Annotated in this window: 18 protein-coding genes; 1 reads left to right on the top strand and 17 read right to left on the bottom strand. The window is 62.6% G+C overall.

Annotated features, from left to right (window positions below; genetic code table 11):
* Positions 1-93: 93 nt before the first annotated feature.
* From AB7M32_RS05730 to AB7M32_RS05720, 3 genes are read right to left on the bottom strand one after another with little or no spacing between them, the layout of a single operon-like run.
* Positions 94-3,141: an efflux RND transporter permease subunit gene (locus AB7M32_RS05730; RefSeq protein WP_454249334.1), complete on the bottom strand. Its 3,048-nt coding sequence runs from the start codon at positions 3,139-3,141 to the stop codon at positions 94-96.
* On the bottom strand, positions 3,138-4,202 hold the full coding sequence (locus AB7M32_RS05725) for an efflux RND transporter periplasmic adaptor subunit (RefSeq protein ID WP_454249333.1): 1,065 nt from the start codon (positions 4,200-4,202) through the stop codon (positions 3,138-3,140). The genes AB7M32_RS05730 and AB7M32_RS05725 overlap by 4 nt, the downstream gene beginning before the upstream one ends.
* Positions 4,199-5,302, bottom strand: coding sequence for an efflux RND transporter periplasmic adaptor subunit (locus tag AB7M32_RS05720; RefSeq protein ID WP_454249332.1), 1,104 nt, complete (start codon positions 5,300-5,302; stop codon positions 4,199-4,201). The genes AB7M32_RS05725 and AB7M32_RS05720 overlap by 4 nt, the downstream gene beginning before the upstream one ends.
* A 122-nt stretch (positions 5,303-5,424) precedes the next feature.
* Between AB7M32_RS05720 and AB7M32_RS05715 the strand changes: the two genes are divergently transcribed.
* Entirely contained in the window at positions 5,425-6,585 is a 1,161-nt protein-coding gene (locus AB7M32_RS05715; RefSeq protein ID WP_454249331.1) for an AAA family ATPase, read from the top strand.
* Between the two features lie 110 nt (positions 6,586-6,695).
* Here AB7M32_RS05715 and AB7M32_RS05710 read toward each other — a convergent pair whose 3' ends face one another.
* The 14 genes from AB7M32_RS05710 to AB7M32_RS05645 form a co-directional block, all read right to left on the bottom strand.
* Complete coding sequence (locus AB7M32_RS05710) at positions 6,696-7,577, bottom strand: transporter substrate-binding domain-containing protein (RefSeq protein ID WP_454249330.1); 882 nt, start codon at positions 7,575-7,577, stop codon at positions 6,696-6,698.
* Complete coding sequence (locus AB7M32_RS05705) at positions 7,574-8,356, bottom strand: amino acid ABC transporter ATP-binding protein (RefSeq protein WP_454249329.1); 783 nt, start codon at positions 8,354-8,356, stop codon at positions 7,574-7,576. The genes AB7M32_RS05710 and AB7M32_RS05705 overlap by 4 nt, the downstream gene beginning before the upstream one ends.
* Entirely contained in the window at positions 8,353-9,012 is a 660-nt protein-coding gene (locus tag AB7M32_RS05700) for an amino acid ABC transporter permease (protein WP_092446074.1), read from the bottom strand. The genes AB7M32_RS05705 and AB7M32_RS05700 overlap by 4 nt, the downstream gene beginning before the upstream one ends.
* On the bottom strand, positions 8,993-9,658 hold the full coding sequence (locus AB7M32_RS05695; protein WP_454249328.1) for an amino acid ABC transporter permease: 666 nt from the start codon (positions 9,656-9,658) through the stop codon (positions 8,993-8,995). Before AB7M32_RS05695 ends, AB7M32_RS05700 begins: the two co-directional genes overlap by 20 nt.
* Positions 9,659-10,155: 497 nt before the next feature.
* A complete protein-coding gene (locus AB7M32_RS05690; RefSeq protein ID WP_454249327.1) occupies positions 10,156-10,938 on the bottom strand; it encodes a MetQ/NlpA family ABC transporter substrate-binding protein in 783 nt (260 codons plus the stop codon).
* Positions 10,939-11,219: 281 nt separating this feature from the next.
* Positions 11,220-12,155, bottom strand: coding sequence for a sigma 54-interacting transcriptional regulator (locus tag AB7M32_RS05685; RefSeq protein ID WP_454249326.1), 936 nt, complete (start codon positions 12,153-12,155; stop codon positions 11,220-11,222).
* Between the two features lie 47 nt (positions 12,156-12,202).
* The gene (locus AB7M32_RS05680) at positions 12,203-12,784 is read right to left on the bottom strand and encodes an alpha/beta hydrolase (protein WP_060739717.1); all 582 of its coding nucleotides are present in this window, start codon (positions 12,782-12,784) and stop codon (positions 12,203-12,205) included.
* Positions 12,785-12,997: 213 nt separating this feature from the next.
* The gene (locus AB7M32_RS05675; protein ID WP_092169346.1) at positions 12,998-13,252 is read right to left on the bottom strand and encodes a DUF2789 domain-containing protein; all 255 of its coding nucleotides are present in this window, start codon (positions 13,250-13,252) and stop codon (positions 12,998-13,000) included.
* Positions 13,253-13,529: 277 nt separating this feature from the next.
* Positions 13,530-14,471: a sulfotransferase family protein gene (locus AB7M32_RS05670; protein WP_454249325.1), complete on the bottom strand. Its 942-nt coding sequence runs from the start codon at positions 14,469-14,471 to the stop codon at positions 13,530-13,532.
* On the bottom strand, positions 14,459-15,244 hold the full coding sequence (locus AB7M32_RS05665) for an aspartyl/asparaginyl beta-hydroxylase domain-containing protein (protein ID WP_454249324.1): 786 nt from the start codon (positions 15,242-15,244) through the stop codon (positions 14,459-14,461). Before AB7M32_RS05665 ends, AB7M32_RS05670 begins: the two co-directional genes overlap by 13 nt.
* A 12-nt stretch (positions 15,245-15,256) precedes the next feature.
* The gene (locus AB7M32_RS05660) at positions 15,257-16,771 is read right to left on the bottom strand and encodes a TolC family protein (RefSeq protein WP_454249323.1); all 1,515 of its coding nucleotides are present in this window, start codon (positions 16,769-16,771) and stop codon (positions 15,257-15,259) included.
* 40 nt (positions 16,772-16,811) lie between these two features.
* Positions 16,812-18,524 carry an Ig-like domain-containing protein gene (locus tag AB7M32_RS05655; protein ID WP_454249322.1) on the bottom strand — a complete coding sequence of 571 codons (1,713 nt, stop codon included), beginning with the start codon at positions 18,522-18,524 and terminating at the stop codon, positions 16,812-16,814.
* 10 nt (positions 18,525-18,534) lie between these two features.
* A complete protein-coding gene (locus AB7M32_RS05650; protein WP_454249321.1) occupies positions 18,535-24,054 on the bottom strand; it encodes an Ig-like domain-containing protein in 5,520 nt (1,839 codons plus the stop codon).
* A gap of 50 nt (positions 24,055-24,104) precedes the next feature.
* Positions 24,105-24,950, bottom strand: coding sequence for a sulfotransferase family protein (locus AB7M32_RS05645; RefSeq protein ID WP_407807112.1), 846 nt, complete (start codon positions 24,948-24,950; stop codon positions 24,105-24,107).
* Between the last annotated feature and the right edge of the window lie 272 nt (positions 24,951-25,222).

Genomic DNA, 25,222 nt, shown 5'->3' with positions numbered 1-25,222 from the left:
CGCAGCAGCCCTTATGGGGCCGCTTCGCGGCCCAGCGGGAGCAAGCTCCCTCGCCACAGAAGCAGTGCATGGCAGTTCTCGTTGCAATGACGATCAATCGCGCTTGGGCTCGCGGATCTTGTACCAGGCCACATACAGCGCCGGCAGGAACAGCAGTGTCAGCAGCGTGGCGATGATGATCCCGCCGATCATCGCGTAGGCCATCGGCCCCCAGAACACCTCCCGGGCAATCGGGATCATCCCCAGGCTCGCCGCGGCGGCCGTGAGCAGGATCGGTCGGCGCCGGTGTTCGGTGGCCTCCACCACCGCGTCCCAGGGCTCGTAGCCGTCACGTTCGTATTCATCGATCTGGGTCACCAGGATCACCGAGTTACGGATGATGATGCCGATCAAGGCGAGGATCCCGAGGATCGCCACGAAGCCCATGGGCGTGCCCGTCGGCACCAGCGCCAACACCACGCCAATCAACCCCAGGGGCGCGACGCTCGCCACCAGGAACAATTTCTGCACGCTGTGCAACTGGATCATCAGGAAGGTCGCCATCAGAAACAGCATCAGCGGCACGACACTGGCGATCGGCCCTTGGGCCTTGCTGCTTTCTTCCACCGTACCGCCCGTGGCGACCTTGTAACCCACCGGTAGGCCGGCAGCGAACTTGTCGATGTCCGGTTGCAGTTGCTTCACCAGGTCGGTGGGCTGGATCTCGTCGCGCACTGCGGCCTTGATGGTGATGGTCGGCTTGCGGTCGCGACGCCATACCAGCGGCTGCTCCAGTTCATAACGCACCGTGGCGAACGCCAGCAGCGGAATCGAGGTACCGCTCGGCGTGACGATTTGCAAGTTCTGCAGGGTTTCCGGCGAACCGCGCTCGGCATCCTCTGCGCGGCCGACCACGTCGATCAGGTAGATATCGTCGTTGACCTGGGTCACTGGCGAGCCGCTGACGATGCTGTTCATCAGCCTGGCCACATCATCGGAAGACAAGCCCAATTGCCGCGCCTTGTCCTGGGCGATATCAATGCGCAGGACCTTGCCCGGCTCGTTCCAGTCGTAAATGATTTCGCCGATGTGCGAGTTCTTGTCCAGCTCGGTGGCCAGCTCGATGGCGTGCTTGCGCACCTGGTCGACGTCCTTGCCACTGATCCGATACTGGATCGGCCGGCCCACCGGCGGTCCCATTTCCAGGGCCTGCACGTAACTGCCAATGCCGACGAAATCCTCGCGCAGACGCTTTTGCAGGCGTTCGGTCAGGGCGTTGCGCGACTCCAGGCCCTTGCTGACGATCACCAGCTGCGCGTAGTAGGGGTTCTGCAATTGCTGGTCCAGCGGCAGGTAGAAGCGAATCGCGCCTTCGCCGATGTAGGTGCTCCACCGCGCGATGTCCGGGTCACCCTTGAGGGTCGCTTCCAGGCGGTCGACGGCTTTGCGGGTCTCGTCCATCGAGGCGTTTTGCGGCAGGTTGAGGTCCACCAGGATTTCCGGTCGGTCCGACGATGGAAAAAACTGGTTCTGCACGAAGCGCATGCAAAACACCGCCAGCACAAACAGCAATATCGTGATGCCGATGGCCCACCAGCGATTGCGCATCGCCCACAGCAGGCCGCCGTTGAAGGCTCGGCCGATCCGTCCCGGCTCGGCGCTGTGGGATTTGACGTTGGTGCTGAGAATATGCACACCGATCACCGGGGCAAACAACACCGCGACGATCCACGACACCAGCATCGCTACCGCGATCACCGCAAACAGGGTAAAGGTGTACTCACCGGCAGAGCTGGCATTCAGGCCGATGGGCACGAAACCGGCGACGGTCACCAGGGTCCCGGTGAGCATCGGGAACGCCGTCGAGGTATAGGCAAAGGTCGCGGCCTGTTCCTTGCTGTCACCTTTTTCCAGGCGCGTGACCATCATCTCCACGGTGATCATCGCGTCGTCCACCAGCAGTCCGAGAGCGATGATCAACGCGCCGAGGGAAATCCGCTGCATGGTGATACCGCTGTATTCCATGAACAGGAAGACCATCGCCAGCACTAGTGGAATTGAACAGGCCACCACCAGCCCAGCCCGTACGCCAAGGCTGATGAAGCTGACGACCAGTACAATGATCACCGCCTCGAACAAGGCGCTGGTAAAGCCGCCGACGGCCTCTTCCACCACCTCGGCCTGGTCTGAAACGGTGTGCACGCCAACGCCCACCGGCAGGTCGGCGGTCAGTTCGTTCATGCGCGCATGCAGCGCCTTGCCGAAATCCTGGATGTTGCCACCCTTCTTCATCGCGATGGCCAGGCCAATGGCCGGCGTGCCGTTGAAGCGGAACATCGGTGTGGCGGGGTCGACATAACCCCGGCTGATGTCGGCGATGTCGGCCAGTCGATAGAACCGGTCATTGAGCCGCAGGTTGACATTGGCCAGGTCTTTTTCCGACTGGAACTGCCCGGACGTACGTACGGAAATCCGCTCCGGCCCCGCGTCGATCACCCCGGCCGGCGTCACGGCATTCTGCGATTGCAGACTCTGCACCACCTGACGTTGATCGATGCCCAGCGCAGCGAGTTTGCGCGTGGAGAAGTTCAGGTACAGCACTTCATCCTGCTCGCCGAGCATTTCCACCTTGCCCAACCCAGGCACGTCGCGAATCTCGGCGCGCACCTGCTCCACGTAGTCGCGCAACTGACGCATCGACAGACCGTCACCGGTGAAGGCGTACACCGAACCGTACACGTCACCGAACTCGTCGTTGAAACCCGGGCCTTGCAGCCCTTGGGGGAAGTCGCCACGAATGTCGTCGATCTTCTTGCGTACCTGGTACCAGATCTCGGGGATGTCCTTGGCCCCGGTGGTGTCGAGCAGGTACACGAACACCGTGGATTCGCCCGGACGAGTGTAGCTTTTGACGTAGTCGAGGGAGTCGAGCTCTTCGAGTTTCTTCTCGATGCGGTCGGTGACCTGCTTGAGGGTTTCTTCCTGGGTCGCGCCCGGCCAGCGGGTCTGGATGATCATGGTCTTGATGGTGAACGAGGGGTCTTCCTCCCGCCCCAGGTTCATGTACGAGAACACGCCCATCAACAGCGCCACGAACATCAGGTACCAGACGAACGACTGATGCCGCAGGGCCCATTCGGATAAGTTGAAAGGCCCTTTCATCGTGCGTCCTCGTCGAGTTTCACTTTCTGCCCCGGCTTGAGGCTGTTCACGCCGGCGCTGACCACGCGGTCGCCGGCCTTGATGCCGTTGGCCACCAGCACCGCATCGTTGGAGCGTTCGAGAATCCGTACTTCGCGGGGGGAGACGGTCTGGCTCTGCGGGTCGATGAGCCAGATGCGCGCCTTGCCGTCGATCTCTTGCACTGCGCTGAACGGCAGCTCGATGCGCGGTTCGATGGTCGAGCTCAGGGTCACACTGATGGCCGTGCCCAGGCGAAAACCTGGCGGTGTGTCAGTCAGCGTCAGGCGCGCGCGGCGGGTACGGGTAGCGCTCTGGGCCTGGGGTTCGATCTCGCGCACGATAGCGCTGGTGTGGATAGTCGGGTCCAATTGCGCCGCCACCTCGAACACCACGTCCGTGGGCAGGCGCTCGACCAGCCCGGCCGGCAGGTCGATCACCGCCTCCTTGACGTCCGGGCGGGCCAGGGTCACCACTTGTTGGCCGGCGGTGACCACCTGCCCGGCTTCGGCATTCCAGGCAGTGACGATGGCGTCGTGGTCGGTACGCAGTTCGCTGTAGTTGAGCTGGTCGCGGGCCTGCTCCACCGAGGCTCGGGCCTGCTCGAGAGAGGCGCCGGTGGTTTTCAGATCGGTCTGGGCGATGTCCAGTTGCGCCTGGGCCCCAACGCCACGGTCGAACAATTGCTGCTGGCGACGGGCATTGGCCTGGGCATTGATGTACTGCGCCTCGATCCGCGCCAGATCGCCCTGGGCGGCGCGCAACTGGTTCTGCTGGTCGGTGGGGTCGAGCGTAGCGAGCAAGTCGCCCTTCTTCACTTCAGCACCGACATCGGCATTGCGGCTGGCGATGCGGCCTGGCACGCGGAAACCCACGTTGCTCTCGTATCGCGCCTGGATATTCCCGGCGAACCGCCCGAGTGCCTGCTGGTCAAGGGCCTGGACCTCAACGGACAACACCGGGCGCACCGGTTCGGGCGGTGCTTCTTCCTTGGAGCAGGCGGCCAGCAACAGGCCGGCCAAAACCATCCATAAACGCTTCATGGCTGGACTCCCGGCGTGGCTTTTCCATACGTGTTTTCAGCGATCTCGACGCGTACACCGGGGTGCAGCAACTGCCCGCCCGCGGTGACGACTTTCTCACCACCCTTGAGGCCGTCGCTGATGATGACCTTGCCGGTCAGATAGCGGCCGACCGTCACCGTTTGCAACTGCGCCTTGCCCTCACCATCCACCAGCCACACGGCCGGCTCACTGAGGTTCTTGGTCAGGGCCGACCAAGGCAGCTCGAAGGCGGTCTTGCCGGCGGACTTGGCCGTGGCGCTGACCACCGACCCCAGGCGCATGCCTTCGGGCAAATCTTTGAGGGTGACCTTGACCTGCACGGTGCCGGTCTGGGCAGACACCGCGGGAGTGATTTCGCGTACCGTGCCGGTGGTCTTGACGGCGGGGTCATCCAGCAGACTGATGGTGATTGCAGGGTCCGACGATGGTTCGCTCAACAGCGATTCGTAGATGTTGAACACCGCGTCGCGCTCGCCGTCCCGGGCCAGGCTGAAGATCGGCTCCGTGGCCTGCACCACCTGGCCGACTTCCGCCTGGCGCGCGGTGATGATGCCCGGTGCCTCGGCAATCAGCGCGGTGTAGCTCAATTGCTCACGGGCGTTGGCCAATTGGGCCTGGGCGGCGGTCAGCGCACTCTGGCTGCTGCGCAGCTGAGCCTGGGCCGCGTCGTATTCGCTCTGGCTGGTGTAGCCCTTGGGCAGGAGTTTCTGCTGGCGCACGAACGCCGCCGCACTCTGCTTGACCCGCGCCTGCTCGGCAGCCACCTGGGCCTCGGCGGAGTCGACGTTGGTCTGCAGGTCCCGGGGATCGAGCCGGGCCAGCACTTGTCGGGCCGAGACCCGGTCACCGACATCGGCCTTGCGCTCGATGATCTTGCCGCCCACACGAAACGACAGATCGGCCTGCACCCGCGCCTGGACATCGCCGGTCAGGGTCACCGAGGCTGCGTATTCACTGGGCACGGCTTGCTGCACGAAAACCCGTGGCAGGGCTTTTTCTTCGGGCTTCTTGTCACCGCACCCCGTCAACAATGCACACACGCCCAAACCAATAACCCATTTGATTCCGGGACCAGTCATGCAGACTCCTTTGCGTTGTACGGACGTACCAGTGACGATACGACTGTGAGCTTAGAACAGGGTTCACTGAAAGCACAGCAATCGGGCAGACTTGCTCCTGACGCCCGTGCAAGGAAACAGGCATGCTCAAGACATTGGCGGTGGCCAACTACCGATCGATCAATAAATTGGTCATTCCCCTGGGCCGGCTGAACCTGATCACCGGCCCCAACGGCAGCGGCAAATCCAATCTGTACCGCGCCCTGCGCCTGCTGGCCGAAACGGCCCAGGGTGGGGTGGTCAATGCCCTGGCCCGTGAAGGCGGACTCGACTCGACCTTCTGGGCCGGCCCGGAGGAAATCAGCCGCCGCATGCGTAACGGCGAGGTGCCGGTCCAGGCGATTGTGCGCCAGGGCACCAAGCGCCTGCGCCTGGGCTTCGCCGGGGAAGACTTCAGCTATTCGATCGCCCTGGGCTTGCCGGAGCCCAGCAGTTCAGCGTTCTCGCTGGACCCTGAAATCAAGCGCGAATGCATCTGGGCCGGCCCGGTGTTTCGGCCCGCCAGCCTGCTGGTGGACCGCAACGGGCCGATGATCCGTGCCCGCGAAGGCCGTTCCTGGGATGTGCTGGCCCAGCACACGCCCACCTTCGACAGCCTGTTCGACCAGGTCGGCAGTCTGCGCACTTCGCCGGAGGTCCTGCAGATGCGCGAGTTCATTCGTCGCTGGCGCTTCTATGACCATTTTCGCAGCGACGCCGACGCCCCGGTGCGCCAACCGCAACTGGGCACCCGTACGCCAGTGCTGCACCACGACGGACGCGACCTGGCCGCCGCCCTGCAGACCATCCTTGAAATCGGTGACGACGAAGCCCTGCATGCCGCCATCGGCGACGCGTTCCCCGGTGCCCGCCTGAACATCGAGAAACTGCAAGGCGGACGTTTCGCCATCGCGTTTCAACAACATGGCCTGCTGCGACCGCTGTCCGCCGCCGAACTGTCGGACGGGACCCTGCGCTATCTGTTGCTGGTGGCCGCCCTGCTCACCCCAAGACCGCCTTCGCTGATGGTGCTCAACGAACCGGAAACCAGCCTGCACCCGGACCTGTTGCCGGCCCTGGCGCGGTTGATCATCCGCGCCTCGGCAAATTGCCAGGTCTGGGTCGTGTCCCACGCCACGCGCCTGATCGCCGCCCTGGAACAGGATGAGCAGTGCAATTGCATCGTGCTGGAGAAAGACCTTGGACAGACCGGGATCGTCGGGCAGCGGGCGCTGGATGAGCCGGCGTGGCACTGGCCAGATTGAGTGGCGCCTGTAAACCGGATCGCGAGCAAGCTCGCTCCCACATACAATTCCCCCTGTGGGACGAGCTTGCTCGCGAAGGCGCTCTGACGGTCTACACAACCCTCAGAGAATCACCCCTGCCATTTGCCACCCTCGACAATCACACTCTCCGGCTTGGTGTCATCGCTCAGTTCCTTGCGCACGTATTGGTCGTACAGCTTGAGCAGGTACTTCTCTTCACCCAACTTCGCCAACTCGGCATTGACCCAATCACGCAGCTCGATGTTGCCTTTCTTCACCGCCGGCGCAATCGGCGCTTCGGCGCCCAGTGTCTGCTCCAGCACGCGATAGCCGGGGTTCTGCTTGGCCCAACTGAATAGCACCAGATTGTCCTGGGCATAGGCATCGCCACGCCCGTTGGCCAGGGCTTGCAAGGACTCGGAATTTTTCTCGAACTTGAGCAGTTTCCAGTCCGGGTGATTTTTGGTCAGCCAGATGTCCGCCGTGGTGCCGGTGGTGACAATGGTGGTGCGGCTCGCCAGGTCATCGAGGCTTTTCACCGCGCTGGCGTGTGGCACCAGCGCCTGCACCGCGACTTTCAGGTTCGGGTTGGTGAATTCCACCGCTTCCTTGCGCTCCGGGGTCACCGTCATGTTGGCCAGGATCAGGTCGACCTTGTCACTTTGCAGGAACGGAATCCGGCTCGCCGGTTCGACCGCGACGAACTCGACCTTGTTTTCATCGCCGAGCAGGTCCTTGGCGAATCGACGACCGATGTCGGTATCGAAGCCGACATAACGCCCCGCCTCATCGACGAAGCCAAACGGTGGCTTGTCGGTGAAGACGCCGACGATCAATTTGTCCCGCGCCTTGATTTTGTCCAGGTAGCTGGTCGACGCGGCGCTTGGGCTGGCAACGTTCGGCTTCGGCGGTTCTTCGGTTTTATTGCAGCCGACCAGCAAAGCGGCGGCGAGCAACGGCAGTAGCAGCAGAGAAGACTTGGCAGTTTTCATGACAGTTCCAGTTCCTTTGTTTGAGTCGTTTTGGGTAGTGCGGCGACGTAGGAGAACTTCTCCAGGAACTGCTGCGCTCGTGCGGTTTGCGGGTTCGTAAAGAAAATCTCGGGAGGGTTTTGTTCAAGGATCCGCCCGGCGTCCATGAACACGATGCGGTCAGCCACGGCGCGGGCGAAGGCCATTTCGTGGGTGACGATCAACAGCGTCATGCCTTCGCGGGCCAGGCCCTGGATGACGTCCAGCACTTCCTTGACCATTTCCGGATCAAGGGCGGCGGTGACCTCATCGAACAACATGACCTTGGGGTTCATGCACAGCGAACGCACGATGGCGATACGTTGCTGTTGGCCGCCGGAGAGTTGGCGGGGAAAGACATCGCGCTTGTCCAGCAGCCCCACCCGCGCCAGCAAGGCTTCGGCCTGTGCGCGCGCTTCGCGGCGGTCGCGTTTTTGCACTTTGAGCGGGCCGAGCAGCAGGTTATCGAGCACGCTCATGTGCGGGAACAGGTGATAGCTCTGGAATACCATGCCGATCTGCTGCCGTACTTCGCGCCAGTCGGTGCCCTTGTCCAGCAACTCGCGACCGGCGAATGCCAAGCTGCCGCTGTGGGCCACTTCCAGCCCATTGAGACAACGCAGCAAAGTACTTTTGCCGCAACCACTGGGGCCGAGGATGACGATCACTTCGCCCGACTGCACTTGCAGATCGATACCATCCAGCACCTGCTGCTCACCGAAAAACTTGTTGAAACCCTTGAACTCGATCAATGCGCTCATGCTTGCGTCCAGCGCCGTTCCAGCACGCGGGAGGCGGCCGAGAGCGGGTAGCAGATAAAAAAGAAAAACAGGAACAGCGCGCCGTAGATCAGCACGGACTCGTAGGTGCGCTCGATGATCTGCTGGCCGACCTTGATCACGTCCACCACGCCGATCAGCACGGCCAGGGAGCTGGTCTTGATGATGCGCGTGTAGACGTTGATGGTCGGCGGAGTCATGCGTCTGAGCGCTTGCGGCAACAGCACATGGCCGTAGAGCTGCGGACCGTTCAGGCCAATGGACAAGCCCGCCTCGCGCTGGCCGCGCGGCAGCGAATGCAATGCACCGCGTACCACTTCACCCACCTCACTGGCGCCCCACAACGACAACACCAGGACCGCGCACCAAAAGCTTGGAAGGCTCAGGCCGAAAAAGATCGGCAGGCCGAAGAACAGCAGGTACAACCAGACCAGCACCGGAATCGCTCGGAACAACTCCAGGTAGACCCGCAGAACGACATCCACGCCTTTGACGCCCAACGTTCGCAACACCCCATAAAGCACGCCGCCCACGGTGCTGAGGGCGATGCTCAGGAAGGAAATCGACAAGGTTTGCGCGGCGCCCTTGCCCAGTTGCGGCAACGACACCCACAGCAACTCAAGACCCGAACTGGCCATGCTGGAGCCTCCTTTCCAGGCGGCTGAGCAGCAGCGACAGCGGCAAGAACAGCAGCACGCAAATCAGCGTCAGCACGGCGAGCATTTCGTAGGTCTTGTAGTAGAGCGCGATGTAGCTTTTGGTGGTGTAGAGAATCTCCGGCACTGCCACGGCCGAGACCACGGTGGTCTCCTTGAGCAGGAAAATGAAGTTGGCGAACAACGACGGCAGGCTGAGGATCCCGGCCTGCGGCAGGATCACGTAGCGCAGCAACTGCCCGTGGGACAGGCCGATGGAACGACCGGATTCCAATTGCGCCTGGGGCACCGCGTCCACGCCCGCACGCAGCACTTCCGTGAGATAGGCACCGCCGAGGAACGTCATGGTGATGATCGCCGTCGCAAACCCCGACACCCTGATGCCCAGCGCCGGCAAGGCGAAGTAGACGAAGAACAACTGGATAAGCAGCGGCGTGTTGCGGGCCAGCTCCACATACAGCCCCACCAGGCGTTGCAGGTAAGGTGTGCGCGACACCAGGATCGTTGCGTTCACGAGCGCCACCAGCAGCGAGGTGGCGATGGCGATAAGGCCAACTTGCAGCGTCACGCCCACGGCCTTGAGAAACGCCGGGAGGGTGCTGAGGATAAAAGCGTAATCGAAGTTCATTGAACATCCTGGACGCCACTCGGTAAGCGGCGGTCGTGCAATCCATGCGCAGCGGATAGCTGCTCGGCAGACACTAACTTTAATGGCATAAGAACAGCAATTTAAATACCGTTAAAGCATATTGATATCACGCAAAAAACTATCCCCTGGATTTGCCGCGAAGAGCAAAGACGACTATTTTCCTTGCGCCGCAGGGAGGATCTTTTTTCGCCATCCCCCTCACCATTACAAGGAAGAAAACATGGCTGACGTAAAAGTGCCGCAGCGACTGGAACCGCAGGACATATTGAAATTGTTGATGGCGTTGCGCAGGGCGTTGAAGAGCGGGGCAGCCTGATCTACCCCCTGTGGGAGCGAGCTTGCTCGCGATAGCGGCCTGTCAGTCACATCAGTGCTCATTGATGAACCGCCATCACGAGCAAGCTCCCACAATAAAAAAACGCCGACGCTGTATCAGCCGTCGGCGTTTGAAACCATGAAAGGGTTTACCGCGCGAATCAGAACGCCGGCAGTACCGCGCCGCTGTATTTCTTTTCGATGAACGCCTTCACTTCAGGGCTGGTCAGGGCCTTGGCCAGTTTCTGGATGGCCGGGCTGTCCTTGTTGTCCGGACGGGCCACCAGGAAGTTGACGTAAGGCGAATCCGAGCCTTCGATCACCAAGGCATCCTTGGCCGGATTAAGACCCGCTTCCAGGGCATAGTTGGTGTTGATCAGGTCCAGATCGACCTGGTCCAGCACCCGCGGCAGCATGGCCGATTCCAGTTCCTTGAACTTGAAGTTGTGCGGGTTCTTGGCGATGTCTTTCGGCGTCGCCAAAGCGTTTTTCGGGTCTTTCAACTCGATCAGGCCAGCCTTCTGCAACAGGATCAGCGCACGGCCGCTGTTGCTGCCTTCGTTAGGCAGCGCGATGGTCGCGCCGTTTGGCAGGTCAGCCAGCGTCTTGTACTTCTTCGAGTAGCCACCGAACGGTTCGACGTGAACACCGATCACGGTCACCAGGTTCGTGCCTTTGCCTTCGTTGAAGTTCTTCAAGTACGGCAGGGTCTGGAAGTAGTTGGCGTCCAGGCGTTTCTGGTCAACCTGCACGTTGGGTTGGACGTAGTCGGTGAAGACCTTGATTTCCAGGTCCACGCCTTCCTTGGCCAGGGTTGGCTTGATCAGCTCGAGGATTTCAGCGTGGGGCACCGGCGTGGCGGCCACGACCAGTTTCTCTGCGGCCTGGGCCAAGCCCGACGCCAGGGCTGCCGCCAATGCGGTGAACAACAGAACCTTTTTCATGCAGTGTCCTTATCGAAAATCACAGTCGTCATGGACGACGGCTAAATGAGGGTGTGCCAGTGAAGTGCTATCGCTGGCGTGATGCGGACAATACCGATATTTTTTATTCCTTAACAATATCTTTTGTTCAAGTTCATATTCATTTTGCTCATATAGCTAACACCGCTTTTGTGGCGAGGGAGCTTGCTCCCGCTCGGTTGCGCAGGAACCGCAAGATCTTGGGGCCGCTACGCAGCCCAGCGGGAGCAAGCTCCCTCGCCACAAGAGCGGGTCAGCCACACTTACAGCGTCGAGCCCAATCGACTGAGCAGCTCCTTGAGTGCGGCACGCTCACCTTCCGATCCCCCTGCGATGACCTGCGCCACTTGCTGCTCGATCAGTTCCGGCACTGAAGGCTGGGGCGGCAAATTCAGGTGCTCGGGTAAAATCTCGTCACCGGTGCTGACCAGCAATGCGAAGTGAATGACGTTTTCCAACTCGCGGGTGTTGCCCGGCCAACTGTGCTGTTCGAGGGCATGCTGCGCCGCTTCACTGATCAGCGGCACGGCCAAGCCGAGTCGCTGGCTGTAGATGCCCAGGAAGTATTCGGCCAGGGACAGAATATCGCCCACCCGTTCGCGCAGGGCCGGCAGTTCCAGCTGGCCTTCGCCCAGGTAGTGGTAGAGCCGTTCGTGGAATTTCCCGGCCGCCACCGCTTGCGCCAGGTCGATGCTGGTGGCCGCGACCAGGCGGACATCCACCGGGCTGGGCTGGTGGGCACCGACACGGGTGACTTCGTGGTTCTCCAGGGCCGCCAACAACTTGATTTGGATCGGCAGCGGCAAATCGCCGATTTCATCCAGGTAAAGGGTGCCGCCGTTGGCCGAACCGAACCAACCGGCCCGGCTGCTGGCCGAGCCGCTGTAGCTGCCGGCGGCATAACCGAACAGTTCGGCGTCGGCGTAGGTCGGGCTGATGGCGCCGCAGTTGACCGACACAAACAATCCGCCGCGATCGCTTTCACGATGGATATGCCGGGCCAGCAGTTCCTTGCCGCTACCGGTTTCGCCGCGTATCAGCACCGAGATCGCTCGGGGCGCCAGTTGCTCCAACTCCTGGCGCAACTGTCGTGAACGAGGGTCGACGAACACCAGCGCCTTGGCGCGAATGCTCAGGGGGCTTTTTTCCGCGTCGGGAAAGGTCAGCAAGGGCTGACCGAAGGTTTCATGCAAACTCATGGCAGGCTCCCGCCCCAGACCGCCGGGAGACGGGGGGCGCTAAAAATTCAGGCGCGACGCAGGGCGTGATGCTCCATGCGGTTTTGCAGACGATAGAGATAAGCGAAACCCTGCTCCCAACGCTGGTGGCCAGACTTCACGTTGATGTGCCCCGCTCCCGCCAGGATCCCGGCCTCGGCCCCCCAGTTGCGCGCCAGTTCCAGGGCACGCGGGGCACTCACGGCGTCGTCGTTGTCGGAACTGACCACCTGGCTTGGGAAAGGCAACAGATCACTGGGAATCGGCGCGAAGTTGCGCAGCGCCGGGACGCAGGCTGGCCGCTCGACATCCGCCGGCGCCACCAGCAACGCTCCACGCACCTGCCGCAAAAACTGCACCGGCGCAGTGGCGGCCCAATGGGCCACCGTGATGCAACCCAGGCTATGGGCAATCAGGATCACCGGCGTGCTGTCGGCGGCCACGGCCTCGGCCAGCGCCGCGACCCAGTCTTCACGCCGGGGCGTCACCCAGTCGGCCTGCTCGACCCTGGCACTGTTGGGCAGGCTGTTCTGCCAGTGGGTTTGCCAATGATTTTCCGGCGATCCTTGCCAGCCCGGCACAATCAGGTAGCGAATCGATTCGTTGCGCATGGGAGCTCTCCTGCGTGTCTGTTCCCGGACGAGTATAGGGAGGAGGGCTATATTATTTAAGGAATAAGAAGCTATTTGTTAATACTTAAAACGAATAACAGGCACACCGCTATCGCGAGCTCGCTCGCGATAGCGGTGTGCCTGTTACATCAATGTCGACTGACCGTTCGCTATCGCGAGCAAGCTCGCTCCCACAGGTCTCCCACAGTTCTCTCAGGCAGGTCGTTCGCCACGCCCCTTGCGCAACAACACATCCAACTGGTCTATCACTTCCGCCCAGTCCGCATCCTCGAGGATTTCCTCGCGCAGCATTTGCCGCTGGCCCTCATTCCAGAAAAACGCATCGGCCAAGTGCAACCCGGGCTTGAGAGGTGAATGCGTGGCGATGAACTGGTCAATGCCAATGGCGTCATCGGGCAAGCCCAGTTGCTTGAACAATGCGCGAAGGGTGTGGATCGGCGGTTCCATAGGGGCTCCTGGACATGAATGGATGGCGGGTTCGTTCCTGGGCAGTCTAGCCCCTCGCCGACCGCCAGACCGCTCAAAATCCAATCAACTCCCGACTCGACTGGGCTTTGAATAAACATCCCGATGGACTCGGGGGTTGTCTTTGTGGCGAGGGGATTTATCCCCGCTGGACTGCGAAGCAGCCCCCAAAACCAGCCGACTCGGTGTGCCAGGAAGATTGAGTTCACTGCTTTAGGGCTGCTACGCAACCAGCGGGGATAGATCCCCTCGCCACCCTCTACAGGGGCAGTGACTTCAACGCCTCATAAGGCTCCTGCGCCCAGCGCAGGACCCGCTCACGCAACAGCGCCGAAGCCTCCCGGCGCTTGTCCTCGCTGTCGCCGACAAACGCCTGCGCCGGCTGCTTGGCATGCTGCCCCACCGTCGCGAACACGTGCCCGCATTGCTCATCATCGAGCCCGAAAAACGCCGCCAACCTGCCCGTCATCGCCTCGGGCAGTTCGGTGTAGTTGACCGCCATCCCAGCCAATGCCCGGCAGTGTTCCAGGCCTGTTCCCAGCAACCGACCCACCCGACGGGGGATGAAATCTTCCTGGCTGCCGAACGGCAATCCATCGTCCAGAACCGTCGCTCCGATCATCCCCGGTACCATGTGCACGCCAGGACGCCGCAGGTGTGAGACTGAAATTTCCAAGGGGTCGCGGTACACGAATAGCCAGGGTGTGTCGGGAAAGCACTCACGCAGCAGTGGCAGTTCACCAATGTTCCAGGCGTCGAGCTTGACCACCAGGCGTTGCTCCACACCTCGGCGGCGCTGCCCGTAGGCCGACATCAAACCCTTGAGTGCCACACACCGCTGGACCGCTGGCAAATCACCGCGCAGCAGCGTATCCAGAGGTGGCGGTTCCGAGATAACAATATGGTCGTCCAACTGGGCAAGCATCTGGCTGATCAATGTCGAGCCGCAACGGGAGGCATGGAAAATGAATGCGCTGGGCTCAAGTCCCGGGGTTTGGCGTTGCCACTGACCAAGTGCATCCAAGGGCGTCCGGCGGCGGAACGCCTGGTTGAAGGGCAGGCGCAGGGCGTCTTCCACCGCATCGCCAAAGAACGGCTGTGACAGACGCGCGTCGCCGAACCAGCACCAATCGACCCACCACTGCCCGGCCTCTTGCCATAGGCGGATCGGTAACCAACCGTGCAGATTCAGGTCTTCCACGGGGTTCTCCACTGCTGACGACCGTTGCGCATGGCGGCACGCACTTCTTCCAGGGTGAAATGAAGCCCTCGTTCGGCCCCCAGCGCCAGGGTGGATTCAATGAAAGCGTCGAGGTCGTGCAGGCTCCGCAAGGTGCGGGCGAGGTCAGGGTCGCTTGCCACGCGCTGCTGAAAACGGGCGAAATCGCTTTGCCTGACGCACGCAGCGGGTGTGGTGCGCAGCCCATCGGCAATCTGCTGGACCAGCCACGGTCCGGGGCGACAGTCGAGCACCAGATGAACCCGCGAATGAGCACTTCGGTTAACCACCCGATGAGGCCGCACCAAGTCGAGAAACCAGCACTCGCCGGCCGTCAGCGGAATGATTTGTCCATCCAGGAAAAAGTCCACATCAGGTGGGCTGAGCAACGGAACGTGCAGGCGCAGGTCGGCGTCCGGCCCGCCCAGGTCATAGTCGCGATGCTCGTGGATGCACCCACCGGGACCCAGCCGCAGCAGCCGGGCCGAGACGATCTCCAGGGGCCAGTCGCGCAACGCCTCATTCCAACGACCGTCCGCCAGCCAAGGCGCACGCTGGCTTGGCTGACCACGCCCGGGCGACAGTTCGGTGACGGTATCCGCCGCCGAAATCAGCGCCACCCCGCTCCAGTCGCCGCTGTAATAGGCACGGTTGAAATGCCCTTGCCAGCGTGTGTCTTCAATGGCCGCCAGTGCCTGCAACAGCAACGGCAGGTTCACCGCCACCGGCAGCCGGGAAAACGCCGGGCGCGTCATGGCAGCACCCGGTCATTGAGTCACCGCGGCCGTCTTCGGCACGGTGATATCGCCTTGGGCCCAGGCCGCTTCGCGGTTAGCCAGCGCCGTGGCGATCGATTGCACCGCGGTCGATTGCACTTCGTTCGGCATTGGATCGAGGCCGGCGCTGGCGAAGATCTGACCGTAGGCGTTGCGCAGGTCGGCATAGGCCAGGTCCCGGCGCAGATCAGCCTGCAAGGTGTTCAGTTCGCCCTGGATCAGGTCCAGCTCGCCAATGCCCGCGGCCTGGTGACGGCTGCGCAACTGGCCAACGATCTGCCCGTCGATGTCCGACAGTTGCTGGCTGGTCTTGAACTGGCGCAGGGCTTCGCGATAGTTGGCATTGGCCACGTACAGCTGCGCCAGCACGGCAATCGACATCGCCTGGCGCCGCGCCGACGCGACTTCTTCACCGGCCTTGGCCACGTCGATGGCCGCCGGGGCGGAGATCACGTTGAACAGGTTCCAGGTGACTTTCACGCCATAGTCAGCCCAGCCCTGCTCCACCAGGAACGAGTTGCTGTCGTAGTGTCCGCCGGCGGAAAACTCCAGCCCCGGCAGCAGGCGCAACATGGCCTTGCGGGTTTCGGCGGCAGTGATGCGGGTCTGGTAATCCTGCTCGCGCAGTTCCGGGCGGCTGGCCAGGGCTTCCTGTTCGAGACGGGCCAGGTCGACCTTGAGTTCCGGGATGGTGTATTCATCCTGGGTCGCCAGGGTCAGCTCGGTGCCCAAGGGCAAGTTGATCAGGGTCGCCAGTTCGGTCTTGGCCAGGGACAGCGCCCGGCGCTGTTCTTCCAGCTGGCGGGTGGCCTGGATCAGCGAGCGCTGGTAACCCAGGGCCTGCACCGGGTCGCCGATGCGCTGTTCGCTCATGCTCTGGCTGTTGCCCCGCGCCGCGTCGACCCTCACCATCAGGCTGTCGATCTGCTTGAGCAGGCGCTCGGCGGCCATGGCGCGCCAGTAGGCCGAACGCACGTCCTGGACGATGGTGTTGATCACCTTGCGTCGGCGTTCCTGCACGATCAGGCGCTGGTCCCCGGCCTGCTTGGCACTGATGTAGCTCACACCGAAATCGAGCACGTTCCAGACCATGGTCAGGTCCGCTACTTCGCGGTCACGGTCCTGGGAGGTCGACGGTTCCAGGGATTGGGTACCGGTTTCCACGCTCTGGCTGCTGGAGGCGCTGACGTTGTTACGGCCCACGTAACCGGCGTCCAGGGCCATGCGTGGCAGCATGTCGAAACTGGCCAGGTCCAGCTGACGCTTGGCCAGGGCCTCCTCCATGATCTTCAAACGACCTTCGAGGTTGTACTTCACCGCCCGGGCCATGGCCTGGTGCAGGGTCAGGGGGCCGCTCAGCGGCTCCTGATCCTTGTACATATTCTGCAGGTCAGTTCGAGCGCGCTGTTCGCTGACGCTGCGCTCGATCGGATCGCTGGTGACCGCACATCCACTCACCACCAGCGCCAGCAAACTCATACCGAACAACTTCTGACTTCTATTCATTCCCTGGATTGCCCCTGGCTGCCCCAATATTTTTTAGAATTCAGGCCAGCGCTTGGCTGATGCCGACCTGTAGTAATGCCGTTGCCAGGCTATCGACCTGACGCTGTTCAGTATCCTTGAGCTGTTGCAGCTGTTGGCCCAAGGTCGGAGCGCCGAACATCCCGCGCAGCCCTTGGGATACATCGCCGCCCTGCATTGACTGGCTGCCGAAGGCATCCATCGAGTCGCCCTCGGAAGCTGAGTCCTGGGTGAACAGGGTCGAAAGCGTGCTGCTGCCGAACACCCCGCCATCGCCCCCACCAAAACCCAGGAACCCCTGGCCAGAACCATCGCCAGCGGCGTCAGCGCTGAAAACCTGGGCGATATAGCTAGGGGCCAGTTGGCCCCGGTTGATGAAAATATCCCCAATCGGCTTGAGGCCACCGCCCACGTCCCGTTGCTCGAACAGCGGCGGGAACCCCAGCGGCGAACCGAGGTTGCCGGTCGGCGGGGTAAAGACGATTGGCTGCAGCGGCGCCTCGGACGGCGGGATAACCGTGACCGGGTCGGACGTCAGGAACTCCGGCGGCGGCTTCACATCGTTGGGTACCACGGTGTTGATCGCATAGTTGTTGGACACCGCCACGCTGGCCCCGGCGTTGCCGGTCAGGTCGCTGACGTTGCTGGTGTCCAGGGCGATGAAATTGCTCGGGTCAGTAAGGTTCAGCGTGGGCGTGAACGTCGCGGTCCAGGTCCTGCCGCCGTCGCTGCTGGTCAGGTTGGTCAGCTCGCCGTTGGTGACGCTGAGGTCCGACAGATCGAAATTGCTCACCGCCTCGCTGAAGGTGATGGTGACCTGGGTCGTCTCGCCCACGGTCAGGTTCGGATCGGCCACCACGATGGTCGCTGTCGGCCGGGTGGCATCGAGCGCGTAGTTGCTGGAGATCGCAATGCCTGCCCCGACGTTGCCGGCGAGGTCCTGCACGTTGCTGGTGTCCAGCAGGATCAGGTTGGTGGCATCGCTGACGCCTGCGGTGGGCGTCAGGGTCGCCGTCCAGGTCAGGCCGCCGTCGCTGCTGGTGAGGTTGGACAGCACACCATTGGCCACGCTGAGGTCCGACAAGTCGAAACCGGACACCGCCTCGGTGAAGCTGATGGTCACGGTGGTGCTCTGGCCGATGCCCAGGGTGGTATCGCCCAGGGAGATGGTCGCGCCAGGACGAGCCGTGTCGATCGCGAAGTTGTTGGAGTTCACCACGCCGACACCGCTGTTGCCCGAGGCGTTGACCACGCCGCTGGTGTCCAGCGTGATCAGGTTACTGGTGTCGGTAATGTTCGCGCTCGGGGTGAACGTCGCCGTCCAGGTCACGCCGCCATCGGAGGACGAGACGTTGCTCAGCGTGCCGTTGCTCACGCTCAGGTCGGCGTTATCGAAACCGCTGACCGCTTCCGAGAAGGTAATGGTGACCTGTGAGGTTTCCCCTATCTGCAATGCACTGTCAGCCACCACGATCGTGGCAGTCGGTACCTGCGTCTGGACCGCATAGTTGGCTGAGTCGGTGGTACCTGCCCCGGTGTTGCCGGCCGCATCGCTTACGCCGGTGTTATCCAGGCTGATCAGGTTGGTGGCGTCGGTCACGCCCAGGGTTGGCGTGAAGGTCGCGGTCCAGGTCAGGCCGCCATCGCTGCTGCTGACGGCGCTCAGGGTGCCGTTGGCCACTGTCAGGTCAGCGTTGCTGAAGCCGGTCACCGCCTCGCTGAAGGTGATGGTCACCTGGGCGGTTTCACCCGCGTTTCAACACCGAATCGCTCAGTACGATGGTGGCGGTCGGACGCTGGCTGTCGACGCTGTAGTTGTTCGAATCGGTGGTGCCGCTGCCGACGTTGCCCGCCAGGTCGGCGACGCCGCCATTGGCGAGGGTAATGACATTACTGGTGTCCGTGATGCCAGCGGCAGGCGTGAAGGTCGCGGTCCAGGTAATGCCGCCGTCATTGCTGCTCAACCCGCTGAGGGTCCCGTTGGCAACGGTCAGATCGGCAGTGGTGAAGCCCGTCACGGCCTCGCTGAAGGTGATGGTCACCAGCGAGGTCTCGCCCGCGGCGATGGCGGTGTCGGTGTCGGCGACGACGATGGTCGCGGTCGGGCGCACGGTGTCGATCGCGTAGTTGTTCGAATCGGTGGTGCCGACGCCAGCGTTGCCTGAGACGTTGACGACACCGGTATTGTCCAGGGTGATCAGGTTGCTGGTATCGGCAATGCTCGCACTCGGTGTGAACGTGGCCGTCCACGTGACGCCGCCGTCGGAGGACGACACGTTGCTCAGCGTGCCGTTGCTGACGGTCAGGTCGCTGTTGTCGAAACCGCTCACCGCTTCGTTGAAGGTGATCGTCACCTGGCTGGTTTCACCGATGCTCAGGGACGTATCGGCCACCACGATGGTCGCCGTCGGCACCTGGGTATCGACGGTGTAGTTGGCGGAGTTGCTGGTGCCGGTACCGGCGTTGCCGGCCGCGTCGCTCACGCCGCTGTTGTTCAGGACGATCAGGTTGGTGGCGTCCCGCGTGCCGGTGGCCGGGGTGAAGATCGCCGTCCAGGTGATGCCGCCATCGCTGCTGCTCACGGCGCTCAGGGTGCCGTTGGCCACGCTCAGGTCTGAATTGTCGAAGCCGCTGACCGCTTCGCTGAAGGTGATGGTCACCAATGAAGTCTCGCCGACGCTGAGGTTGCTATCGGCCATCACGATGGTCGCGGTCGGACGCAGGGTATCGACAGCGTAGTTGTTCGAATCCGCAGTGCCGGTGTTGATGTTGCCCGCCACATCGGCGATCGATCCACTGTTGAGGCTGATCAGGTTGGTGCTGTCGCTGATCCCCGCACTCGGGGTGAAGGTCGCGGTGAAGGTAATGTTGTCGCTGGTACTCAGCCCGCTCAGGGAACCATTGGCCACTGTCAGGTCAGCCAGGGTGAAGCTCGTCACGGCCTCGCTGAAGGTAATGGTCACCAGCGAGGTTTCGCCAATGGCAACGGTTGGGTCGGCCACGACGATGGTCGCGGTGGGGCGCACGGTGTCGACCACGTAGTTGTTGGAATCGGTGGTGCCGACGCCCGCATTGCCCGCGCCGTTGATCAAGCCGGTGTTGTCCAGGGTGATCACGTTGCTGGTATCGGAAATGCTCGCGCTCGGCGTGAACGTGGCCGTCCAGGTGACGCCGCCGTCGGTGCTGCTCATGGTGCTGAGCGTGCCGTTGCTGATAGTCAGGTCCGAATTGTCGAAACCGCTGACCGCCGAGTTGAACGTCACAGTGACCAATGTCGTCTCGCCGATGCTCAGTGTGCTGTCGGCAATCACGATGGTCGCCGTCGGTACGTTGGTGTCGACCTGGTAGTTGTTGGAGTTGGTCGTGCCGGTGCCGGTATTGCCTGCGGCATCGCTGACGCCGGTGTTGTTCAGGGTGATGACGTTGGAGGTGTCGCTGACCCCCAGGGCCGGGGTGAACGTGGCGGTCCAGGTGAGGCCGCCATCGCTGCTGCTGACCGCGCTCAGGGTGCCATTGGCCACGCTCAGGTCCGAATTGTCGAAGCCCGTCACCGCCTCGGAGAAGGTGATGGTGACCAGCGACGTTTCGCCGACGCTCAGGGCGTTGTCGGCAACTACGATGGTCGCGGTCGGGCGCAGCGTATCGACGACGTAGTTGTTGGAGTCGGTGGTGCCGCTGCCAGCGTTGCCCGCCCCATCCACGACGCCCGTGTTGTTCAGCGTGATCAGGTTGGTGGCATCGCTGGTGCCGACGCTCGGGGTGAAGGTGGCGGTGTAAGTGATGTTGTCGCTGGTGCTCAGCCCGCTCAGGCTACCGTTGGCGACCGTCAGGTCAGCCAGTGTGAAGCCGGTCACCGCCTCGTTGAAGGTGATGGTCACCACCGAGGTTTCGCCCAGGGCGACGGCCGTATCGGCGACGACGATGGTGGCGGTGGGGCGCGCCGTGTCGATGGCATAGTTGTTGGAGTCGGTGGTACCGCTGCCGGCGTTGCCGGCGGCGTCCGCCACGCCGGTGTTATCCAGGGTGATCAGGTTGGTGGCGTCGCTGATGCTGGCGCTCGGGGTCAGTGTCGCGGTCCAGGTGATACCGCCGTCGCCGCTGCTCAACCCGGTCAGGGTGCCGTTGGCGACTGTCAGGTCGGCGGTGGTGAAGCCAGTCACCGCTTCGCTGAAGGTAATGGTCACCAGGGACGTTTCGCCGACCCTCAAGGCGTTATCGGCGACGACGATGGTCGCGGTCGGACGCGCGGTGTCGACGGCATAATTGTTGGAACTGGTGGTGCCGGTGCCAGCGTTACCGGCCGCGTCCAGTACGCCGGTATTGGCCAGGACAATGAGGTTGGTGGCATCGCTGATGCTGGCACTTGGGGTCAGCGTTGCAGTCCAGGTGATACCGCCGTCGCTGCTGCTTAGCCCGCTCAGGGAACCGTTGGCAACGGTCAGGTCGGCCAGGGTGAACCCCGTCACCGCCTCGCTGAAGGTAATCGTCACCAGGGAGGTTTCACCGATGTTCAGCGCGTTGTCGGCCACCACGATCGTGGCGGTCGGGCGCAGGGTGTCGATGGCGTAGTTGTTCGAGCTGGTGGTGCCGGTACCGACGTTGCCGGACAAGTCGGCAACGCCGCTGTTGTTCAATGTAATCAGGTTGGTGGTATCGGTCACGCTGGCGGTCGGGGTCAGCGTTGCGGTCCAGGTGATACCTCCGTCGCTGCTGCTCAGCCCGGTGACCGTACCGTTGGCCACCGTCAGGTCCGCGGCGGTGAAACCACTGACCGCCTCGTTGAACGTGATCGTCACCAAGGACGTTTCACCGGCGCTCAGCGCCGTGTCGGCCACCACGATGGTGGCGGTCGGCAGCACGGTGTCGATGGCATAGTTGTTGGAGTTGGTGGTGCCGACACCGGCATTGCCACTCAAGTCCGCGACACCGGTATTGTTCAGCACCACCAGATTGGTGGTGTCGGTGACAGCGGCGTCGGGTGTCAAGGTTGCTGTCCAGGTGATACCGCCGTCACTGCTGCTCAGGCCGCTGAGGGTGCCATTGGCCACTGTCAGGTCAGCCGTGGTCAATCCGCTGACCGCCTCGGAGAAAGTGATGGTCACCAGCGAGGTTTCACCGTTCCTGAGGGCCGTGTCGGATACCACGATGGACGCCGTCGGCGCCACGGTGTCGTTGACCACGTAATTGTTCGAATCGGTGGTGCCCACCCCGGCGTTACCGGCCAGGTCCGCCACACCGGTGTTATTCAAGGTGATGATGTTGGTGGTATCGGCGATATTGCTTGCCGCCGTCAGCGTGCCAGTCCAGGTGATGCCGCCGTCGCCGCTGGTCAGCGTGCCGATGGTGCCGTTCTGTACGGTCAGGTCCGCCGCGGTCAGCCCGGTCACCGCCTCGGAGAAGGTGATGGTCACCTGCGACGTGCCGCCAGAGTTCAGGTTGGTGTTGGCCACCACGACAGTCGCGGTGGGCGGCGTTTCGTCCGGCACGTAGTTGGTATTGATGGTGCCGCCGTCGCCATAGACGTTGGCCACCGACGCCGGCGTAACGCCCGCGGTGCCGGCACTCGTTCCTCCGACGCCGCTGCCCCCGACGTTGCCGGCCAGGGCCGCGAAGTTGGCCGCGGTCATCAGGATCGAACCCTTGTTCCAGATGGCGCCGACACCGACGCCACCGGCACCGCCCGCCTGGGTGTAGCCGCCGCCAGCACCGCCGCCACCGCCACCACCGCCCGCTCCGATGTTGTTGGAGATGACCGAGTTGCCGATGATCCGCAGGGTTGCGCCCGTGTCGTTGTAGATACCGCCAACCGCGCCACCGCCGGCACCACCGATGTCGTTATAGCCGTCGCCACCGCCGCCACCGCCGATGGACAAGCCACCGCTGCTGGCCGTGCCGCCGGCGGAACCGGTGCTGTAGCCGGCATAGACAGCGCCGCCGGCACCGCCGGTCGTGGAGCCGCCACGACCACCGATGTTGAAAAAGCCGCCACCGGCACCGCCCTGGTTGGTAGAGCCCAAGGAACCCGAGGAGTTGAGCGTATCGCCGCCACGCCCGCCGATCCCGCCGCCGAGCGCACCACCGCCACCGCCACCGCCACCTGCGTATTCCGGCGTCACACCACCGCCGCCGCCACCGCCCGCCGCCACGTTAGCCGTGACCGTGACGTTACGCAGGGTCAAGGTACCCGCATTGTTGATCCCGCCGCCCTTGGCCACCAGCGCATCATCACCACCGTTACCGCCGTTGCCCGACACAACGCCACGGGTAATCACCAGGCCATCGAGGGTGGCCGTGGTGCCGGCCGTCACGTTGATCACTTGGGTGCGGAACTGCCCGTCCAGGGTGACATCGGCGACGTTGTCGTTGTTGAGGTCACCGTCGATCGTGACGTTCTTGTTCACCACCAGCACCTGAGTCAAGGCGACGGTCATGCTGTTGTTGAAGGTGACGATATCGCCGTTCTGGGCAGAAGCCAGGGCGGCGCGCAGGGAGCCCACGCCGGAATTGGCATTGTTGGTGGCGGTCCAGGTGGCCAGGCCCCATTGGTACTCGCTCATGGCATTGGCCGAGAGCACGTTGGCACTCTCGATGTTGCCGGTGGCAATCTCCAGGTCCCAGTCGCCGCCGACGCCAGTGCGATCATCGGAAGCCGCCACGTCGCGGCCGGTCAACTGTGCCAACGAATTCACCAGGCTAAGGCCACGATCACCTTCGGCGGTGTAGCAGCCGTAAATGAGAATATCGCCGCCGGCAGTCATGTCCTGGCCGATCTGCGCCAGCACTTCGCTGCGGGCCTGGACGTTGTCCGCCGACAGGTAGCTGTTGCCCAGCCACAAATCACCGGCGTTACCGTGGGCGATGATCTGCACCGAGCTGATGCCCTGGTGGGTCTCCAGATAATCGGCGATTTGTTGCAGGCCATCCTTGGTAGCATCCAGTTGCACCACCTGGGTCCCGGGCGCCACGCCTTCGAGCAGGTTGGCAGCGTCCTTGACCCGGGAATCGACGAACACCACGGATTTGCCCGGAACGGCAGCCTGGGTGGCATCGACCTGGCCCTGGGGCGCATGGGTGTCGGCCGGTTGGTCCGCCGTGGGCGTCTTGGCCGCCTCGGCAGTGGGTTGCGCGTCCGCTTGCGCGGCGTCGGCCACGGTGGCGGCCACCGCGCCGTCGAACAGCATTCGCGGCTCCAGGGACATGATCATTGGCGATGCCAGGGCTTGCGCGCCCTCGGTTACCCGCGATTTGCCTTTGCTCCACCACATGACGATCACCTGGACTCGAACTTTTTGAACGCAAATGAAAAAAACCGCTGTCAGCTGACAGCGGCGTCGGTTTTCATACGAATGACATTGGCGGCGCTTGCGGACCCATCGCGCCAGAACGACAGCTCGGCATACTTTTCAAACAGATCCGGCGGCAACAAGGTTCGCCGGGCTTGCGGCGCGACCTTGGGCTTGACCTTGTGCAGGCCGGCAACGCCCAAGGCCTGGTCGAAGGCAGGGGCGTCGTAGGTCAAGTGATTGAAGTCGTGTTCGAACCAGGGCTCGCCGATGAACTCGTACACCAGGCGCATGACCCGCTCGGGGGCCTGGCTCAGCAGGTCGTAGTCAACGATCAGCAGCGACTCGGCGTTCTCGCCGTAATAGGCCTCTTTGAGCGCCGTCCAGGCAAGCCCCACCAGGCGATTGCGCTGGGCCAGGGTTTCGCAGCGGCTGTAGACGGTGTTGCGCTCGTCATCGTCATTGAACAGCTTGGTGTTCTCGAACGGATTGGCGCGATAAAGGCGCTCCAGGCTGTCGAGGATCCAGGCGACGTTGCGCACGCAAGCGATGGTCTTGGCCTGGGGGAACAGGTCCTGCAGGGCAGGCAAACGGGCACACCATTGGCGATTGGTGTCGAAGATGACCGGTTTATCGGCTTTGTCGGCGTAGTAGGAATCGAAGAGGCCACGCAACAGACGGCGGCGCAGGTCGGTGTCGATCACCGAACCGAACTCGCTGCCGGCGCTGCATTGCTGCAGGACGCTGCTGAACAGCGAACCGACGGGACTGGTCATGCCGGCATGAAAGCGCGGGTTCTGCAACAAAATGGCAGAAAGCAGGGTCGAGCCTGAGCGCGGTAAACCGGAAATAAAGTGAAACTGCGGCAATCCCTTCACCTGTTTTGTAGTCCCTTCGTATCGCCCAAGCGTAGCCGAGGAAACAATCTTCGCCTAGTAGTACTTTGACATCAGATTCGCCCCTAGCTGTAAAAAAGATGGACGGTAGAGACGCTCGGTGAACCTGAATCGATTAAGCCGTTTCGCGACACTTTCCACCCGTTTCCCTCGGCAAAATCAAACATCCCGGTCTACGCTCAGCCGTGCGTGACCAGGCCAGGGAATGAAGGAGTCGGGCTGATCGCACTCTTGTCCTTTACGCGCCGGGCATT

Source organism: Pseudomonas sp. R151218B TE3479, from assembly GCF_053629195.1.
The sequence above is the reverse complement of the archived record's forward strand: the minus strand, read 5'-3'. Positions and strand labels throughout refer to the sequence as shown.

Excerpts from the sequence above, each read along its gene's own strand:
- AB7M32_RS05690 (WP_454249327.1), bottom strand. The coding sequence starts at position 10,938 with ATGAAAAAGGTTCTGTTGTTCACCGCATTGGCGGCAGCCCTGGCGTCG.
- AB7M32_RS05660 (WP_454249323.1), bottom strand. The coding sequence starts at position 16,771 with ATGAATAGAAGTCAGAAGTTGTTCGGTATGAGTTTGCTGGCGCTGGTG.
- AB7M32_RS05730 (WP_454249334.1), bottom strand. The coding sequence starts at position 3,141 with ATGAAAGGGCCTTTCAACTTATCCGAATGGGCCCTGCGGCATCAGTCG.
- AB7M32_RS05700 (WP_092446074.1), bottom strand. The coding sequence starts at position 9,012 with ATGGCCAGTTCGGGTCTTGAGTTGCTGTGGGTGTCGTTGCCGCAACTG.
- AB7M32_RS05725 (WP_454249333.1), bottom strand. The coding sequence starts at position 4,202 with ATGAAGCGTTTATGGATGGTTTTGGCCGGCCTGTTGCTGGCCGCCTGC.
- AB7M32_RS05710 (WP_454249330.1), bottom strand. The coding sequence starts at position 7,577 with ATGAAAACTGCCAAGTCTTCTCTGCTGCTACTGCCGTTGCTCGCCGCC.
- AB7M32_RS05705 (WP_454249329.1), bottom strand. The coding sequence starts at position 8,356 with ATGAGCGCATTGATCGAGTTCAAGGGTTTCAACAAGTTTTTCGGTGAG.
- AB7M32_RS05680 (WP_060739717.1), bottom strand. The coding sequence starts at position 12,784 with ATGCGCAACGAATCGATTCGCTACCTGATTGTGCCGGGCTGGCAAGGA.
- AB7M32_RS05715 (WP_454249331.1), top strand. The coding sequence starts at position 5,425 with ATGCTCAAGACATTGGCGGTGGCCAACTACCGATCGATCAATAAATTG.
- AB7M32_RS05685 (WP_454249326.1), bottom strand. The coding sequence starts at position 12,155 with ATGAGTTTGCATGAAACCTTCGGTCAGCCCTTGCTGACCTTTCCCGAC.
- AB7M32_RS05665 (WP_454249324.1), bottom strand. The coding sequence starts at position 15,244 with ATGACGCGCCCGGCGTTTTCCCGGCTGCCGGTGGCGGTGAACCTGCCG.
- AB7M32_RS05650 (WP_454249321.1), bottom strand. The coding sequence starts at position 24,054 with ATGTGGTGGAGCAAAGGCAAATCGCGGGTAACCGAGGGCGCGCAAGCC.
- AB7M32_RS05720 (WP_454249332.1), bottom strand. The coding sequence starts at position 5,302 with ATGACTGGTCCCGGAATCAAATGGGTTATTGGTTTGGGCGTGTGTGCA.
- AB7M32_RS05695 (WP_454249328.1), bottom strand. The coding sequence starts at position 9,658 with ATGAACTTCGATTACGCTTTTATCCTCAGCACCCTCCCGGCGTTTCTC.
- AB7M32_RS05675 (WP_092169346.1), bottom strand. The coding sequence starts at position 13,252 with ATGGAACCGCCGATCCACACCCTTCGCGCATTGTTCAAGCAACTGGGC.